Source organism: Cytobacillus sp. FSL M8-0252 (assembly GCF_038007345.1).
Lineage (GTDB): Bacteria > Bacillota > Bacilli > Bacillales > Cytobacillaceae > Cytobacillus > Cytobacillus kochii.
Genome location: NZ_JBBOWZ010000002.1, coordinates 44,665 through 59,581, shown reverse-complemented (window position 1 = coordinate 59,581; position 14,917 = coordinate 44,665). Strand labels below are relative to the sequence as shown.

Genomic DNA, 14,917 nt, shown 5'->3' with positions numbered 1-14,917 from the left:
AGACAAGGCTCGGGTAGTATTTTTTTGTCCTACGGATCGCTATGCTCAAAAAAATCTCCACCCTTTCCTCCTTGTCTATCGAATTTTGGCAGGTGTGGCATAATCGCCAAGCCGACAAACACCCAATACGAGGATTTAAGGATAGTCGGCTAGCTTTCCCTATTGTACCTGCCAAATCGCCCTCACAGACGCACCAGAAGCCTTCTCATAAGTCATTAACTAGTTACGCTATTAAGACCATGGGGTTTAGCCCCCATACGACTAGCCATCCTCCAATCCCCAATACAAGGGGTAAGGGCATAAGGCAACCCCATTTAATGAAATTATTTTTATTAAATGTTACTTTTTTTATCTTTATTATGTTGATTTTATTACTTCTGTTTGATATAATAATTATATCGAATTGATATTATAATTTACGGAGGGAAACAAGAAAATGAAGATTATTGGTAGGATTATATGGGATCAAATTAAAATCTTGGATGGGAACGCATTGTATGCTTGGGGGGCTTTTGAATTTATGGATGCTCCGAATGGATTGAAATTTAAAGTAAGGACACCTATTTATCCTAAAGGTGCATTTGTAGAAATAAACCTTAACAGCAAGGATTTATATGATGTAAAGGTAATGACCTTTGAAAATGGCGTATCTAAAGTTGTTGAATCGGTGAATGATGTATTTAATGATATGTTAATAGAAATTATAGATGATTTAATAGAAAGGGATAGTAAGAAATCAATAGTTGTCTAATACGTTGTCCGACTTGTTAGTTGTGCAAGTGTATGACTAACAAGTTTTGTTATTATTTTTATCTTTTTAATGTTTATTTTTTTACTTATTAATGATATAATAAATATATAAATACTAAGGAGTTGTGTGTAGTGAGTGAACAACAAACGCAAAGTAATTTTAATAGAAGTTTTCAAAGGCTTTTATTATGCGGTTATCTAGCCAAAGACCCGGAAATTAAATTTTTACCTGATGGTAAAGCCGTATGTAATTTTGGTTTAGTTGTTAATCGTGAAAATGGCAGTGGATCTGATTATATACCATGTGTTGCTTGGGAAAATAAAGCGAAAATTATAAGTGACCACTGTAAAAAAGGTTCGTTGATTATGTTTGAGGGCAATCTCAAATCGTCAACTTTTCACGACAGTGAGGAAAGAGAACACTTTAAACTCCATTTTGAAGTTGCAGGAGGAAAAGGATTGCTTAGATTATTAGGCAATAAGAAAGAACAGTAAAGTGAGGGACTCTCTTGAAAAACGGTATGATGAACATTGATGTTTTAGTTGAAAAATCTTTAGGTAATCAATTGAAAAACGAAATGGAAATTAGTATTAGGGCTATTCACTCAGTCGTTAAAAAGTATTCTTTTCTTCATGAAGGTGACTTACAAAGAACTCAAAATATGATTAGTGAAGCGTTCTTTTTAAATGATAAGCTTATGGTAAATGATTTAGATGAAATCGAAGTAAATATGAAGGCTATAGTAGATAACATCCCAAATGAAATAAAAGAAAAAATATATAAGTTAATTCAGGAAGAACTAGCATCGAAAATAAATATCGAATCTTTAACTGAAACGAAATAGGAGGGTTTAAAGGTGAAGTTTGTTTTTTCCGTTCGTTCAGATATGGCATTTAACTTATTGAAAAAATTAATCCATAATGAAGATTATTTATCAGATGTAACTATTAGAGAACAAAATGCTCAAACGATTCAACAGTTAGAAGATGCTATAGAATTTTATAAAGCAGATTTATATATCATTGATAGACAACTGGAAGAATATGAAGCTTTAATCAAAGTATTGAGACAGTATAATTGTGAATATATTGAAATACAAAATGATGTTAAGGCAGTGATGCCTGAAATTCGATCTAAATATGCAAATGAGGAAAAAGAAGAAAATAATGAAGAGATATATTATGAAAAGAATGAAAAAAGAAAAGTAATCATACAAGAAAAAATTATTGAGAAAGAGGTTATCAGAGAGACTTATAAAGCGATACCCTCAAAAGTAATTGTGGTAGGCTCTTTATATAAAGGAGCAGGTTCAACGATTTTAGCAACCAATCTAGCAAGAATGATAGCAGAACGAGGGATAGATGTATCATACGTTGAACACCCTTTAATTAAACCTTATATGTTTGATTATTTACAGATACATACACAGGAACAGGAATATTACGATATAGCTAGAGAAATTCAAACAGATGGTCTAGCTAGATCAAAACGTGATGAATGGAATCAATTTGATGTGAAATGGCATGTAATAGATTCTAGGAAACCACCATTACAATCTTTCACATACGAAAATCTTCTTGTGCTTTCTCATACAATTCAATCAAATGTTCTAATTGTAGATATCTCTGATAGATGGTTAGACCCTGAAATTCAAAAATACCTATATATAGCTGATTTTATATATTTGTGTGTAGAAGCTGACCCCATAAAATATGATTGGTCATTATATAATCATCATGGGGATAACCATAAGGAGAAAAAGATTATGGATTTTCTAAATTTAGAGCAAAAAATATCAAGGTATGACTTAGTAAATATGAAGTATATAAAAGGAATTGATGTGAAAGCATGGAATGAAATGCTCCATAGAAAACCTTTAGCTAAATTACCTTATATTCCTTATGAAGATATACAAAAGAATATTTATAAATCCAAATTATTATATGACTCTAATTATAGAGATATATTCGAAGAAAATTTACTACCCTTAATTGTAAAAGTTATTCCTAAAGATTTTATAGATATTAAAAGAAAAGAGCCACTGTCATTTAAAAGATTGTTTAAAAAATACTAGAAAAAGTAAAAAAAGTGAGAAGGAAGTACTTGCTAACCTTGTGGTTGGCAAGTATAATTAACACAGGGGTAGTAATCATGAATACCGAATACTTTTTCTGTGTAATGTTAATATATATGATTGTGAATTTAATAACTGACACATTAACACTTAAAACAAAAAACATATGGCATCTTTTCATGGCAATAGTAATCATGATTACCTGTATGTTAAATAAAACATTATTGATTACTATAGCATCAGTAAGTTTAGTATTAATTATTTGGATGGTCATGTCTAAAATGATACCAGTAAATTTAGGTGCGGGAGATTTAAAAATGTTGATGATAATTACGTCTTTTCAACAGATCATCTATCAGCCTAATAATTTTTCTTTTCTAGTTCTTGTGACATTTGGTTTATATATAGTATTATCTTTCATTCAATTCATTTTTATAAAAGTAATTAAAGATTTAAAAAGAAAAGAAATTACATTTTTTGCATATAGAACGGAAGGTAACGTTATTATCAGACCTGAATCGTTGCCGATATTATTAACAGTAATAATATTACATTCATTTTAGGAGGAAAAACCCATGAAATTGAAAAACAAGTTTATGACAGTAGCTGCGGGATTATTGTTGGGAGCAAATATTTTAAGTTTCCCCAATGAAGCAGGAGCAGAGACAGCACAATGTAGCATGACCATAATTTCAGACAAACATACCAGTATGAGTAATCCTGCAAGTGCTAGTGGAGAATGTAATGGGCTTGTATTTGGTTACTACACAAAATCGACAAACCAATTTAGTGTTAATGGTTTAGTAAATACACCTGTTACAAATGGAGAAAAAATAACTATTTATCCACCAAGTGGTGCTAGTACTGCTGTTCTGACAGTATCAACTGTATTAAAAGCTGAACCAAAGCCAACACCAAAGCCAACACCAAAGCCAGAACCAAAGCCAACACCAAAGCCAGAACCGAAACCAGAGCCAAAGCCAACACCAAAGCCAACACCAAAGCCAGAACCGAAACCAGAGCCAAAACCAACACCAAAGCCAGAGCCTAAGCCTGGAAATAATAATTCAAATAACAATTCATCCAATAAAGGCACGTCTAATTCAAATAATTCTTCATCTAAAAATGAAAGTAAATCTAGTTCAACTTCAAGCTCAACACAGGCAATTACATCTAATTCAAATACAACAAAAGCAAGTACATCTAATTCAAGCAATTCTAGTTCAAATAATACAAATAGTAATACCAAGGATAATGGTGTAAAATCCGTTGCTTCTGCATCGGCTGAAAATAAAGAAAAAGATAAAGATAACAAGGGGGAAGAAAAGAAAGATAACAAAGAGAAAGTAGAAGATGAAAAAGAAAATAAAGAAGAAGACAAAGAAGATGTAAAGGAAGATAAAGAAAAAGGTGAAGAAACCATGTTAAATGCAAGTGATAAAGAATTATCTTCTGATGTAAAAACAGAGAGTTCATCACCATCAATCCTATTAATTTCTACAGTGATCGTTGGTCTAGTTGGATTAGTTACAGGAGGTATCATTTGGTATAGAAAGAGAGGTTAAAATGAAATACTTAAAAACACTCAGTTTTCTATTAATTCTTTTCATTACATCATTCATTTTTGATACAAAAATCGTGCATGGTGAAACACCATATGATGTACCTTCAAGTGTTAAAAATGGATGGAATGATAATTTAGGTCTTAAAAATTTCCCTGCAACAACAGGAAAACGATTAGTCTATGACGTTTACAGTAAAAAGTACACATCAAATGGATATAAGATTGTAAATAAAAATTTTGGAGACGGTACTAGGAAATATGTGAATTTTCAAGGGTGGTCTGTTATACAAGGTCACAAAAGGCATACAACTACAAATCATGAAACTTATATTGTAGCAAGGAAAGTTATCGGTTTAAGTGGGGTTGGGCAAACTAAAATTTACAAAGCACTTCCAAGAGGGAATTTAAGTGCTACAGAAGACCTTGAATATAATAATCAAGGTGCAGGAGTTTGGAATGAATGCCCTGCAAATGCCACAAACCGAGACAATGAATTACATTGTAATATGAGGTATGACAATGTAGGATTTGATGTTTTCCTACCACTGGATGAACTCTTTGCAAATGAAGACGAATCGGCATCATGGACATTGTTTATTGTGAAAAAAGTCGGTAGTCATATAGTGTATTCACCATTGAATATTCCGTTTGAATTCTCCGATACGAAGTTTCAAAAAGGTGAAGTATCTTTGTCCAGTGGTATTAATGCAAGAAGCCTACAAATGAATGGAACAAACGTATTAAGAAGAAGTTATCCACGACAGATACCTGCTGAAGTAAGAGAGGAATTAGGGGATGATCGCTATTTCCAAACAGGTAAATATTATACTCAGAATGATAGTGATGAAAGTACAACAGCAGTATGGTATGGTGTACGGTCATCAGAGGATAGAAATGCTAAGAAATGGGCGAATACAGCATATTGGACTTTTGGGGGAGAGCAAGCCTTATTATCTTATCGAACTGATTATATTCCACCTCCTACTGCATCATGTCCAAAACCTGTTAAACCAAAACCAAGATATAGTTATGAGTTAGATTTTGAAGTAACAAGAATAGACGGAAAAACAGTAAATAAAAACTCTAATACAGTCACAGAGGTTGATGTAAAAAGAAAAAGCTATGCCAGTGATAGAAATGAAGCAAAGTTAGATGTTCAGTCAGATATAAACACAAGAAATACAAAAATAACAAATTACAAAAACGAATTAACTACTTTGAAATCACAAGAATCTAAAATAAAGAAAGACCTTGAAGAAGCAGAGAAAACAAATAATTACGACAGGATTAACAAGTTAATGAAAGACCTGCAATCTAAAAGGCAAGAAATTGTTAATAAAGAGTGCCAAATTAATACATTGCAAGAAGAAATAGATCACTATAAAAAAGAATTGAATGATTTAAAGGAAGTAGAAACAGGAAACACCACGATGACAACACCTGTTATTGTCAAATTCAACAATTCACAAAAAGGCACTCAAAATGTAACTTTAAGAGAAAACGAAACAAAAACTCTTGTATATACGTGGAAACTTACTGATGCAGGAACAGTGTTAGCTGATATAAACCCTGAAAGAAAGGCTGTTTCAGGTGTTACGGAAGAAACCTATAGTAACAATACCCGTTCTACTCCTATTCATGTCGCTAGTCAATATACACCTAACGCATGTGCCAAACCTAATGAAACATCTTATGCAGAAGGAATTATAAGAACGGAAAACTCAACTGGTGAAGGGCAAAAAGTTTTTAAAGAAAAAGTATATACAACCATTGCTATTCCAGAGGAACATAAAAATCGTAGGGCAGGATTCGGTTTTGAATATACTATTTCAACTAGGTATGTAAATGAAGATTCTGAGACTAATAGTGAATCTCCTAACAACGCTAAATCTTACATGCCAACCTTAATTGAGCATTTACCTTATAAAGATAGTACATGGAATAGTCCAACAAACAAATTAAAAATTAGTGGCTTTGAAGTGCCTTTGCAGAATACTAAGACTACTGGTAATAGTAAAGATCAAAAGAAAGAATGGAAAGTTCCTGTTTATTTTGTTGAAGAATTTAGTGGAAATGTATTTCTAACAGAAAACCATTCTGAAAGAAATTATCACGATAATCTTTTAGATGGGGGAAGAAAATGGTTTTTACCTTTTGAACAGCCAGATGGTATCTATGAATTTACTACTTTAATAGAAAACGCAGGTGTGAATAATTTGAATACTTGTGTTATTGGTGAAGTAGAAGTAAATGGTTCAATTATTGGTGATCCAAATGGTAATGATGATTTTATTAAGCGTTCTGTTACTCCTAATAACCCTTTCCCATCTGGTATAGGTTGGAATTGGAACGGTCAAGAATCTCATATTACTAATTTGAATAATTGGTATAACGAATGGTATCAATACCCTAATCAAATACCTTTTTCACAGTATGAAAAGACTTATTTTCTAACTACAGAAACTATAGAACAAATAAAAAAATACAACGAAAAAGAGAATTACGAGTATGAGTTAGGTAAATCGATATTTGATTCAATAAGTATACCAAGCAAAGAATAACGAGGTGTTATTTTTAAATGTCTAAAATGGTTTTAAGTGGATTTTTTATCATGATGCTCTTGTTTTTAACTTTTTTCACAGTATCATTTCAGTACTTAACTATTGCTGATAGTGATAATGAAAAAAGTTCGGAAAACTCAACTAGAAATGCAATGACTTTAGCTATAAATTGGGGAAACGCTAGGGTTAACGAAGAAATAACTATAAATGAAGAAGTAGCAGAAGAAGCAGTTTTAAGACAATTTGCTGATGCATCAGACTTTTACGATGGTGATAGATATTTAAATATCTATCATTCATCTTCAAAGCCACCAATCCTAGCAGTGGAATCCTATTCAACAATCGGAACACCATTTCAAGATATGGCAAACCGATTTTCAGAAGAAAACGATTTAACAGATACTATCATTAGAAACAGAGAAATTGTCATTTTTGAAGCAAAGGAAACTAGAAAGTAAATCTTTTATGGAGGTTCTCATGAGGAAAAAAAGCGTATGGAAGAAAAGAATCCTATCTTTAGTTACTGTATTAGCGTTAATAGCAGCGATACTAGCATATACCAATTTCACAATAAAAGCTGAAATCAACGAACAACAAGTAATTGTTACGAAAACAGACATACCACCAAGAACAGAAATTACAGAGGATATGTTAGAAACCATTATAGTACCAATACAAGGTGTACCCAATGATGCAATTAAAGAGAAAGAAGATATTTTAGGGAAATGGACAGTTGCAGGGTATGGAATACCAAGTCATAGTTTTGTTTACTCAAATAAAATTGTAGAGAAAAGCGAAATGCCAGATTCAGGAATACTGGAATTGAATGAAAATGAAGTTGCTTTTTCTTTACTAGTAGATTTAGAGACTAGTTTAGGAAATAGTATTATACCTAATAGCAATGTTGACCTTTATTTCCGTTCACTTATTGATGAAGATAATGTATCAAAAGCTATTTTTGGAAAATTAGCTTCCCAAGTAAGGGTTGTTGCTGTCAAAGATGCTTCTGCATCGAACGTATTTGATCCAGAAGGGTATCAACAAGGACAAGAACAAAAGGAATCAGGAAAAGACCAAAATAATCTAGCTAAGATATATATATTTGCAATTCCAGAAGAATTAAATGGACTGGTTAATAAAGCTAAATTACTAGGGGACATTGTACCAATAGCAACAGGTAAATCTTACGAATTAGATGCAGAAGTAACAAATGAAGAAAACGAAGTAATTGATTTTATTAATAAGACATCAATAAATAATAAAGAAGAACAAAAAGAGAAAGAAGAAGGTGAAAAGTAATGGCAGAGATTATAAGTTTTTATTCAGTAGCACACTCACAAGGGAAGAAAACTCTATCTCTAACATTCGCAAAATTACTTGCAGAAAATGAACATAAGGTGCTATACGTTGAACTGGATTATAGAAAACCTTCCGTTGCGTTATCAACTCAAATCACACATACACGAAGAAATACTAATGAATACTTCCAAGAAACAGTAGTTAAAGAGTCTTTCGATGTGGAACGACATGTATTAACAAAAGAAGAATTATTGAAAACCGAAGATCGTAATGTAAAAAAATTATATAGCAACTTACCTAAAAGGTTAGATTATTTGATTTATCCTATATCATTTCAAGAATCTAATTTTCCTACTATTATTCAAGACCAAGAAAAGGCAGAACAAGAAGCACAAGATTTTATCAGTAAGTTTATTTATTCTTTAAAAACTACTAAATATGAATATGTAATATTAAACCTTCCTATAGAATTGTATTCTATATTTGGTTTCGAAGTTATCGGAAGTTCTGACAAAGTGGTGAATATTGTAACACCAAGTGCTACAAGGTTATTTGAAAATAAAAATGCAATTACATTTCTATCTTCTAACATTCCGAACCTAGAAGAAAACTGGAATATCGTTATGAATATGACAAGTGAAGAAGTAGATCCTAGTGAATATAATCAACTTGTAAAAGAAGAACCAATCCTTATTCCATATGATATTCACCGTCAAAAAGAAGAGTTATCTTTACAAATCGGTTCTGAAACAATTCAAGAAAAGCTTGAAAGTTTAGCATTAAAGCTAAATATCTCAATCACCCAAACAAGCCCAAGAAAACGAACTTTCTTTAACAGGGGGGTATAAGATGAATAATATAGTTGCTTATGAGGGACTCATAACCGAACAGAGAAACGTTATTAATCTTGAAAGGCTCTTATACCAGAAGGTAAAAGACAAACAAATAAAACCAAAGATTAAGTTTTCAAATAAATTACAAGATGTAACAAATTATATAAAAGAGTATTTAAACCAAGAGCAACATAGAGAATTAATTAGAGATTCGTTTGGAAATAAGAGAAAGCAAATTCAATTAAAAAGTGTTATTCAAACTCATGTTTCAAGCAAGGAGTTTTTATCTAAATACTCTAAACATATATCTGATTTTTCGATTGAAGAAGTAACAGAGTATTTGGTTGAAAAGATTACGGGGTTAGATGTACTTCAACCTTTGACTGAAATTGACACTATAACAGATATCAATATCATTAGTTGGAATAACATATGGGTGGATGATATTTATAAAGGTGAGTACAGAACGAATATATCTTTTAGTAGCGAGCAAGATTATTTTGAACTTTGTAATCGTTTTGCTTATGCATCCAATAAATCTTTATCTACGGCTAAACCTTCAATAGATGCGGTTTTTCCTTATATGCGTGTAAATATTGTTGGTCAGGATTTATCACCAAATGTAAGTACACAGATACGTATTATTTCTAAAGAGTTGAGGTTTGATGAGGACTATATTTACAAAACTGGATATGCAAATGAATTGATGATTAATTTCATCAAAAGAGTATTTGCAACTGAAAGTATCCTGATTAGTGGGGGTACTGGATCAGGGAAAACAGAATTTCTAAGGTACTTTACAGGATATACAAAACCCAATGCAACTATCATCATGATAGAAGACACACCAGAAACTTATTTAGATGAATTATATCCTGAAAAGCCAATTAAAATGTGGAAGAATAGAGAAGCATCAGACAATGATAAGAAACAATTCGGATATTCTTATCATATAAGGAATGCAATGAGACAAAACCCTCAATATATTTTCCTACAAGAATCTAGGGGAGAAGAATCATTAGATATTCTGGAAGCGTCTGAAACAGACCATATTGTTGATACAACTTTGCATGCTGAATCAGCGATAGATACGATTATTCGTTTTATTGTTCTTTGTCAAAAAGCATATCAGCATCCCGATGAATACTACGGAAAAAGGATAACAAACAGCTTTAAAATTGGTGTTCATTTGAAGAAGTTTAATAATGTCAGGAAGATAAATCAAATTGTTGAATACCTTGGATATGAAAATGGTAGAGTTATTGCCAATATTTTGTTCGAATATGATCCTAAATTAAAAAGACATGTTAGGAAAGGTAATATGTCGCAAAAATTATGGAATCGTTTAGAAGAAGTACACAATGAAATTTCTATTTTAAATGAATTAGCACCTATTAACGATGATAAATATGTTATACAAGGAGCGTAAAAATTGAACATAATAGTATCTGTAGTTGGTATTACTATCATTGCTTTACTTGCTTATATTACTTTTATTCAAATAAGTGAAATTACTTTTAAGAAAAAACGACAAAGACTTTCTCTAATGCTACAGGATGAAGAAGATAGAAAACCAAACAAAATTGTAGATTGGTTGGATAAAAGAGGTATTCTTGATTACGTAAGTCCTTCGTTTATCATGTCAGAATCTAATAAATATGGTGTCGAAATTTCTAAACAATCATTCCTTTCGACATTTACACTTGGAACAGCAATTGGAATAGTTGTTATTGTCGTTTATTTTCAACCTATTATCTTCATAATGCCACTAGCGATATTAGGGGGTATTATTGCATCTAATATTAAATTGCATAATATCAAGAAAAAATATTATCAGGAATTAGATAATAAATTAGCTATTTATATGTCCTCGTTAGCAACTGCTATGAGTACATTCAATAATACAAAAGAAGCATTACAATCAATATTACCATCACTTGAATATCCAATAAAAAATGATGTCGAAGAAGCAATAATTAAGTTACAAGATGGTAAAAGTGTCAAAGAATCTTTTGAGCAAATGAATAATCGTTATCATCAAAAACAAGTAAGGCTGTATCATGACCAACTAGATGTAATTGTTAAAAGTGGAAGTACAGACGTTACGTCTTTACGTTCAATTGCATTTAAGATGAAACGTAAAGAGATATACAGAAAAAAATTACAGGTTGCTCATAAAGAGAATTTCAAAACGTGGAAAGCATTTGTTGTACTTTCGTTATCAGCACCCTTTTTATTCATTTTTGTTTCAATGGATAACTATTTAGTGGTGATGAATCATATAGCTTCAAGTATTGTCTTTGGACTCACATTTCTTTTGATTTTTATTACTTATAGACAACTTGAGAAACTAGAAGTCTATGATCCAACGGCAGATGAGCAAGTACAAATTTAAGAAAAGGAGGGAGGTTAATTGAACATAGAGTTAACTGGATTGTTAGTACAAGTTTCACAATTTATTTTACTAGCATCTATTATAGCTTTGGCATATAAGACTATTACAGTTGTAGCAGATGCTCGTACATCGAGGAAATTTGTATTAAAAGGTTTTCTACAAGAGGAAGAAAAAGAAAAAGAATTCAAAAAAGAAGAAATAACTTTTCTTGAAAGAATGACTTCTTTCACTAAATATAAAACATATTTAGAATACGAATTACAAGAAGCAAGAATGGAAACCAGTGTTAATCGTTTTATTATTAGAAGGGTTATCTGGGGTAGCGTCAGGAAAATGCGGATTTACAACGTTAAGCAAATTTTTCTAACGATTACCCCGTTTTTAACAACGTTAAGAAAGCTTTAATGGTCTTAAAGAATCTAGAGAAACCTCTTTGTCTGAATTAAAATGATATTCTCCAAGTAAATTTATATGCTCCCAACCTAGAGGGGATATATGATGCAATAAGTCTTCATTTAAATTACCTAATCTTTTTTGATACTCAACTGCTTTTGTAAGATGTAGAGTGTTCCATACACTAATAGCATTTATAATAATGTTCAATGCACTAGCTCTTTGTAATTGATGTTGTAGAGTTCGTTCTCGAAGTTCACCCTGTTTGCCAAAAAAGATCGCTCTTGCCAACCCATTCATCGCTTCCCCTTTATTCAATCCTTTTTGAATTTTTCTCCTTAAAGATTCATTGGAAAGATAATTTAGAATAAAAATTGTTTTTTCTATTCTCCCCATTTCACGTAAAGCCGTGGCTAAACTGTTCTGTCTAGAATAAGAACCTAGTTTCCCCATAATAAGAGATGCTGACACAGTTCCTTCTCTTATTGAATGAGCTAATCGCAAAACATCTTCATAATTTTCTTTAATAATCTTTTTATTTATTTGACCACGTAAAATAGGCTCTAATTTGGGATATTCACTTGCTTTCCCTATTGTAAATAATTTTGAATCTGATAAGTCTCTTATTCTTGGAGCAAACTTAAACCCTAATAGATGAGTTAATCCAAAAATTTGATCGGTATAACCTGCTGTGTCTGTATAATGTTCTTCTATATTTAAATCAGTTTCATGATGTAATAAACCATCCAAAACGTGAATAGCATCCCTCGAATTGGTATGAATAATTTTTGTGTAATAAGAAGAAAATTGGTCACTTGTAAACCGATAAATTGTAGTGCCTTTTCCAGTCCCATAATGAGGATTAGCATCAGCGTGTAATGATGAAACACCTAATTGCATTCTCATTCCATCTGAAGAAGAAGTTGTGCCATCACCCCAATAGGATGATAAGTCTAATTTATGGTGAAAATTCACTAATACAGCTTGGGCTTTATTCATCGCATCTTCATGCATTCGCCATTGAGAAACATTAGCTAATTGCTTATAAGTAAGTTCTGGTGTTGCTTCAGCCATCTTGCTCAAACCAATGTTCATCCCCATTCCTAACAGGGCTGCCATGACTATGATTGTTTCTTCTTTATCAGGCTTTCGGTTATTGGATGCATGAGTAAATTGTTCGTGAAATCCAGTTATATGAGCAACATCCATCAGTAAATCCGTTAACTTTATTTTTGGTAGCATTTGATAAAGGGTTGCACTAAATTTTTTTGCTTCTTCTGGAACATCTTTTTCTAGCCGGGCAATGGAAACCTTTCCTTTTTCCAAAGAAATTCCTTCTAATTTGTTTGCATTTGCAGATAGCCATTTTAGTCTTTCATGAAGACTGTCGGTTCTCTCCTTTATATAATCTTCGAAAGATAAACTAACTGATAATCTGGTATTCTCTTTCGTTTGGTTCCATATATCTTCTGAAAATAAATATTCCTCAAAATCTCTATATTGCCTACTACCTACAATGGAAACATCCCCAGCCCTAACGTGTTCCCTCAATTCTGTTAAGACAGCCATTTCATAATAATGACGATTGATTGTACCATCATCATCATATAAGTGTTTTTTCCAACGATTTGAAATGAAATCTACTGGTGATCCGTCGGGCACTTTTCGCTTTCCAGATTCGTTCATTCCTCGTATAACCTCGACAGCTTGCAAAAGTGTTTCTGTTGCCTTAGTAGAATGAAACTCCAATACCTTTAATAATGTTGGCGTATATTTTCTAAGAGAATAAAATCTTTTTTGCAACAAGTCCAGATAATCATAGTCAGCAGGGCGTGCAAGCTCTTGAGCTTCTTCTACAGAAGAAACAAAAGAATTCCATTCAATAATGGACTCTAAAACCTCAAAAACATCCAATTTTTCTTCTTTTGCTTTTATCAATGCTTGTCCTATGTTTGTAAAGTGTATAACTTTCTCATTCAACTTTTTACCGTTTTGTTTTTGAATTTCTTCTTGTGCCTTACGCCCTTTTGATAATAGGCTAAGAATTTGTCGGTCATGGATTTCGAAAGCTTTATCCGTTAGCTCTTGAGATAAGTGTAATAAATACACAGTTAGTATTGAATGACGTTTATTTTCCTGAAAATCACGAAATGCATAAGGCTCATATCTTGAGCCAAGACGAGAGAGCTGTAACAATCGATTACGGTGTAAATGATGAATATTAACTTTTTCTAATTCCATTTCTCGTATATATTCTAGTCGTTCTATTACTTTTAGAAACGTTTCAGGAGAAGGGTGTCCCGGTGGTTCTTTTAACCAGCCTAATATCGTTTTATTAGACTCTGATTGATGATGTGAACTAATGATTTCTTCCAATTTCTCTTTTTGCTCAATTTTTAGAGATTGACTGACGGTATTATATATTTTCTTTTCAGCCATAGCTCTTGCTTCCCACACTATTCTTTCAAGCGTAGTAATGGCAGGTAGTATGATTCGATTTTTTCTCAAGAAGTCTAAGCATTCAAATAGTAAATGTGAGGTGTCACCATTTTCGAAAGCTAACTGATGAAGATGTTTAAATGTCATTCGATATTCTTTTAAAGTGAAAGGCAAAAAACCAAATTCATTACGAATCTCTTTCAAATGATCCCATAATGTATTGTCTCTTTGAGGATAAAGGCTAAGTGAAGATGAAGTAGCCCCAATTTGTTTTGCTATGTAATGTAAAACGGACTCTGGGATACTTTTGATATGCGTGTATGACCAACCTGGGTAGTGAAGAACGGCTAACTGAGTAGCAAACCCTAATCGGTTTTCTTCCCGCCTTCGTTTATTTATAATTTCTAATTCTCGTTTTGAAAAAGTATAGTACGTTCCCAAGACCCATTCATCTTCTGGAATTTGCATAAGAGCTTGCCTTTGCTCTGCTGTAAGTAATTCTCTTCCTCTTGCAATTTTCATATTGTACCAACCCATTTCTCTATTTTTCAGATTATTAGTATAATTATATATCAATAGAGTGTACTCTATTGATACAAGTATAGTAG

General features: G+C 32.1%; 14 protein-coding genes. 13 read left to right on the top strand and 1 reads right to left on the bottom strand.

Translation table 11 applies throughout. The annotated features are described in order from the left end of the window. The first annotated feature begins 436 nt into the window (after positions 1–436). The 13 genes from MKX83_RS24285 (at position 437) to MKX83_RS24225 (ending at position 11,882) form a co-directional block, all read left to right on the top strand. On the top strand, positions 437–751 hold the full coding sequence (locus MKX83_RS24285; RefSeq protein WP_341060435.1) for a hypothetical protein: 315 nt from the start codon (positions 437–439) through the stop codon (positions 749–751). 131 nt (positions 752–882) lie between these two features. Next, a complete protein-coding gene (locus MKX83_RS24280; protein WP_341060432.1) occupies positions 883–1,245 on the top strand; it encodes a single-stranded DNA-binding protein in 363 nt (120 codons plus the stop codon). A 14-nt stretch (positions 1,246–1,259) separates the two neighbouring features. Then, a complete protein-coding gene (locus MKX83_RS24275; protein ID WP_341060430.1) occupies positions 1,260–1,595 on the top strand; it encodes a hypothetical protein in 336 nt (111 codons plus the stop codon). 12 nt (positions 1,596–1,607) lie between these two features. Then, the gene (locus MKX83_RS24270; protein ID WP_341060428.1) at positions 1,608–2,825 is read left to right on the top strand and encodes a hypothetical protein; all 1,218 of its coding nucleotides are present in this window, start codon (positions 1,608–1,610) and stop codon (positions 2,823–2,825) included. A 77-nt stretch (positions 2,826–2,902) separates the two neighbouring features. Next, positions 2,903–3,388, top strand: coding sequence for a hypothetical protein (locus MKX83_RS24265; protein ID WP_341060426.1), 486 nt, complete (start codon positions 2,903–2,905; stop codon positions 3,386–3,388). A gap of 12 nt (positions 3,389–3,400) precedes the next feature. Then, the gene (locus MKX83_RS24260) at positions 3,401–4,390 is read left to right on the top strand and encodes a hypothetical protein (protein WP_341060424.1); all 990 of its coding nucleotides are present in this window, start codon (positions 3,401–3,403) and stop codon (positions 4,388–4,390) included. 1 nt (position 4,391) lies between these two features. Continuing rightward, complete coding sequence (locus tag MKX83_RS24255) at positions 4,392–6,950, top strand: hypothetical protein (protein ID WP_341060421.1); 2,559 nt, start codon at positions 4,392–4,394, stop codon at positions 6,948–6,950. Between the two features lie 17 nt (positions 6,951–6,967). Next, the gene (locus MKX83_RS24250; protein ID WP_341060419.1) at positions 6,968–7,408 is read left to right on the top strand and encodes a DUF5411 family protein; all 441 of its coding nucleotides are present in this window, start codon (positions 6,968–6,970) and stop codon (positions 7,406–7,408) included. A gap of 19 nt (positions 7,409–7,427) precedes the next feature. Then, the gene (gene cpaB / locus MKX83_RS24245) at positions 7,428–8,249 is read left to right on the top strand and encodes a Flp pilus assembly protein CpaB (RefSeq protein WP_341060417.1); all 822 of its coding nucleotides are present in this window, start codon (positions 7,428–7,430) and stop codon (positions 8,247–8,249) included. Beyond that, positions 8,249–9,097: a hypothetical protein gene (locus MKX83_RS24240; RefSeq protein ID WP_341060416.1), complete on the top strand. Its 849-nt coding sequence runs from the start codon at positions 8,249–8,251 to the stop codon at positions 9,095–9,097. The genes cpaB and MKX83_RS24240 overlap by 1 nt, the downstream gene beginning before the upstream one ends. 1 nt (position 9,098) lies before the next feature. Then, entirely contained in the window at positions 9,099–10,511 is a 1,413-nt protein-coding gene (locus MKX83_RS24235; RefSeq protein WP_341060415.1) for an ATPase, T2SS/T4P/T4SS family, read from the top strand. A 3-nt stretch (positions 10,512–10,514) separates the two neighbouring features. Further along, positions 10,515–11,477 carry a type II secretion system F family protein gene (locus MKX83_RS24230; RefSeq protein WP_341060413.1) on the top strand — a complete coding sequence of 321 codons (963 nt, stop codon included), beginning with the start codon at positions 10,515–10,517 and terminating at the stop codon, positions 11,475–11,477. A gap of 18 nt (positions 11,478–11,495) precedes the next feature. Beyond that, on the top strand, positions 11,496–11,882 hold the full coding sequence (locus MKX83_RS24225; RefSeq protein WP_341060411.1) for a hypothetical protein: 387 nt from the start codon (positions 11,496–11,498) through the stop codon (positions 11,880–11,882). Here the strand turns inward: MKX83_RS24225 and MKX83_RS24220 are convergent. Beyond that, a complete protein-coding gene (locus tag MKX83_RS24220; RefSeq protein WP_341060409.1) occupies positions 11,868–14,831 on the bottom strand; it encodes a Tn3 family transposase in 2,964 nt (987 codons plus the stop codon). The genes MKX83_RS24225 and MKX83_RS24220 overlap by 15 nt on opposite strands. Positions 14,832–14,917: the final 86 nt, after the last annotated feature.

Excerpts from the sequence above, each read along its gene's own strand:
- MKX83_RS24285 (WP_341060435.1), top strand. The coding sequence starts at position 437 with ATGAAGATTATTGGTAGGATTATATGGGATCAAATTAAAATCTTGGAT.
- MKX83_RS24265 (WP_341060426.1), top strand. The coding sequence starts at position 2,903 with ATGAATACCGAATACTTTTTCTGTGTAATGTTAATATATATGATTGTG.
- MKX83_RS24260 (WP_341060424.1), top strand. The coding sequence starts at position 3,401 with ATGAAATTGAAAAACAAGTTTATGACAGTAGCTGCGGGATTATTGTTG.
- MKX83_RS24255 (WP_341060421.1), top strand. The coding sequence starts at position 4,392 with ATGAAATACTTAAAAACACTCAGTTTTCTATTAATTCTTTTCATTACA.
- MKX83_RS24250 (WP_341060419.1), top strand. The coding sequence starts at position 6,968 with ATGTCTAAAATGGTTTTAAGTGGATTTTTTATCATGATGCTCTTGTTT.
- cpaB (WP_341060417.1), top strand. The coding sequence starts at position 7,428 with ATGAGGAAAAAAAGCGTATGGAAGAAAAGAATCCTATCTTTAGTTACT.
- MKX83_RS24240 (WP_341060416.1), top strand. The coding sequence starts at position 8,249 with ATGGCAGAGATTATAAGTTTTTATTCAGTAGCACACTCACAAGGGAAG.
- MKX83_RS24235 (WP_341060415.1), top strand. The coding sequence starts at position 9,099 with ATGAATAATATAGTTGCTTATGAGGGACTCATAACCGAACAGAGAAAC.
- MKX83_RS24220 (WP_341060409.1), bottom strand. The coding sequence starts at position 14,831 with ATGAAAATTGCAAGAGGAAGAGAATTACTTACAGCAGAGCAAAGGCAA.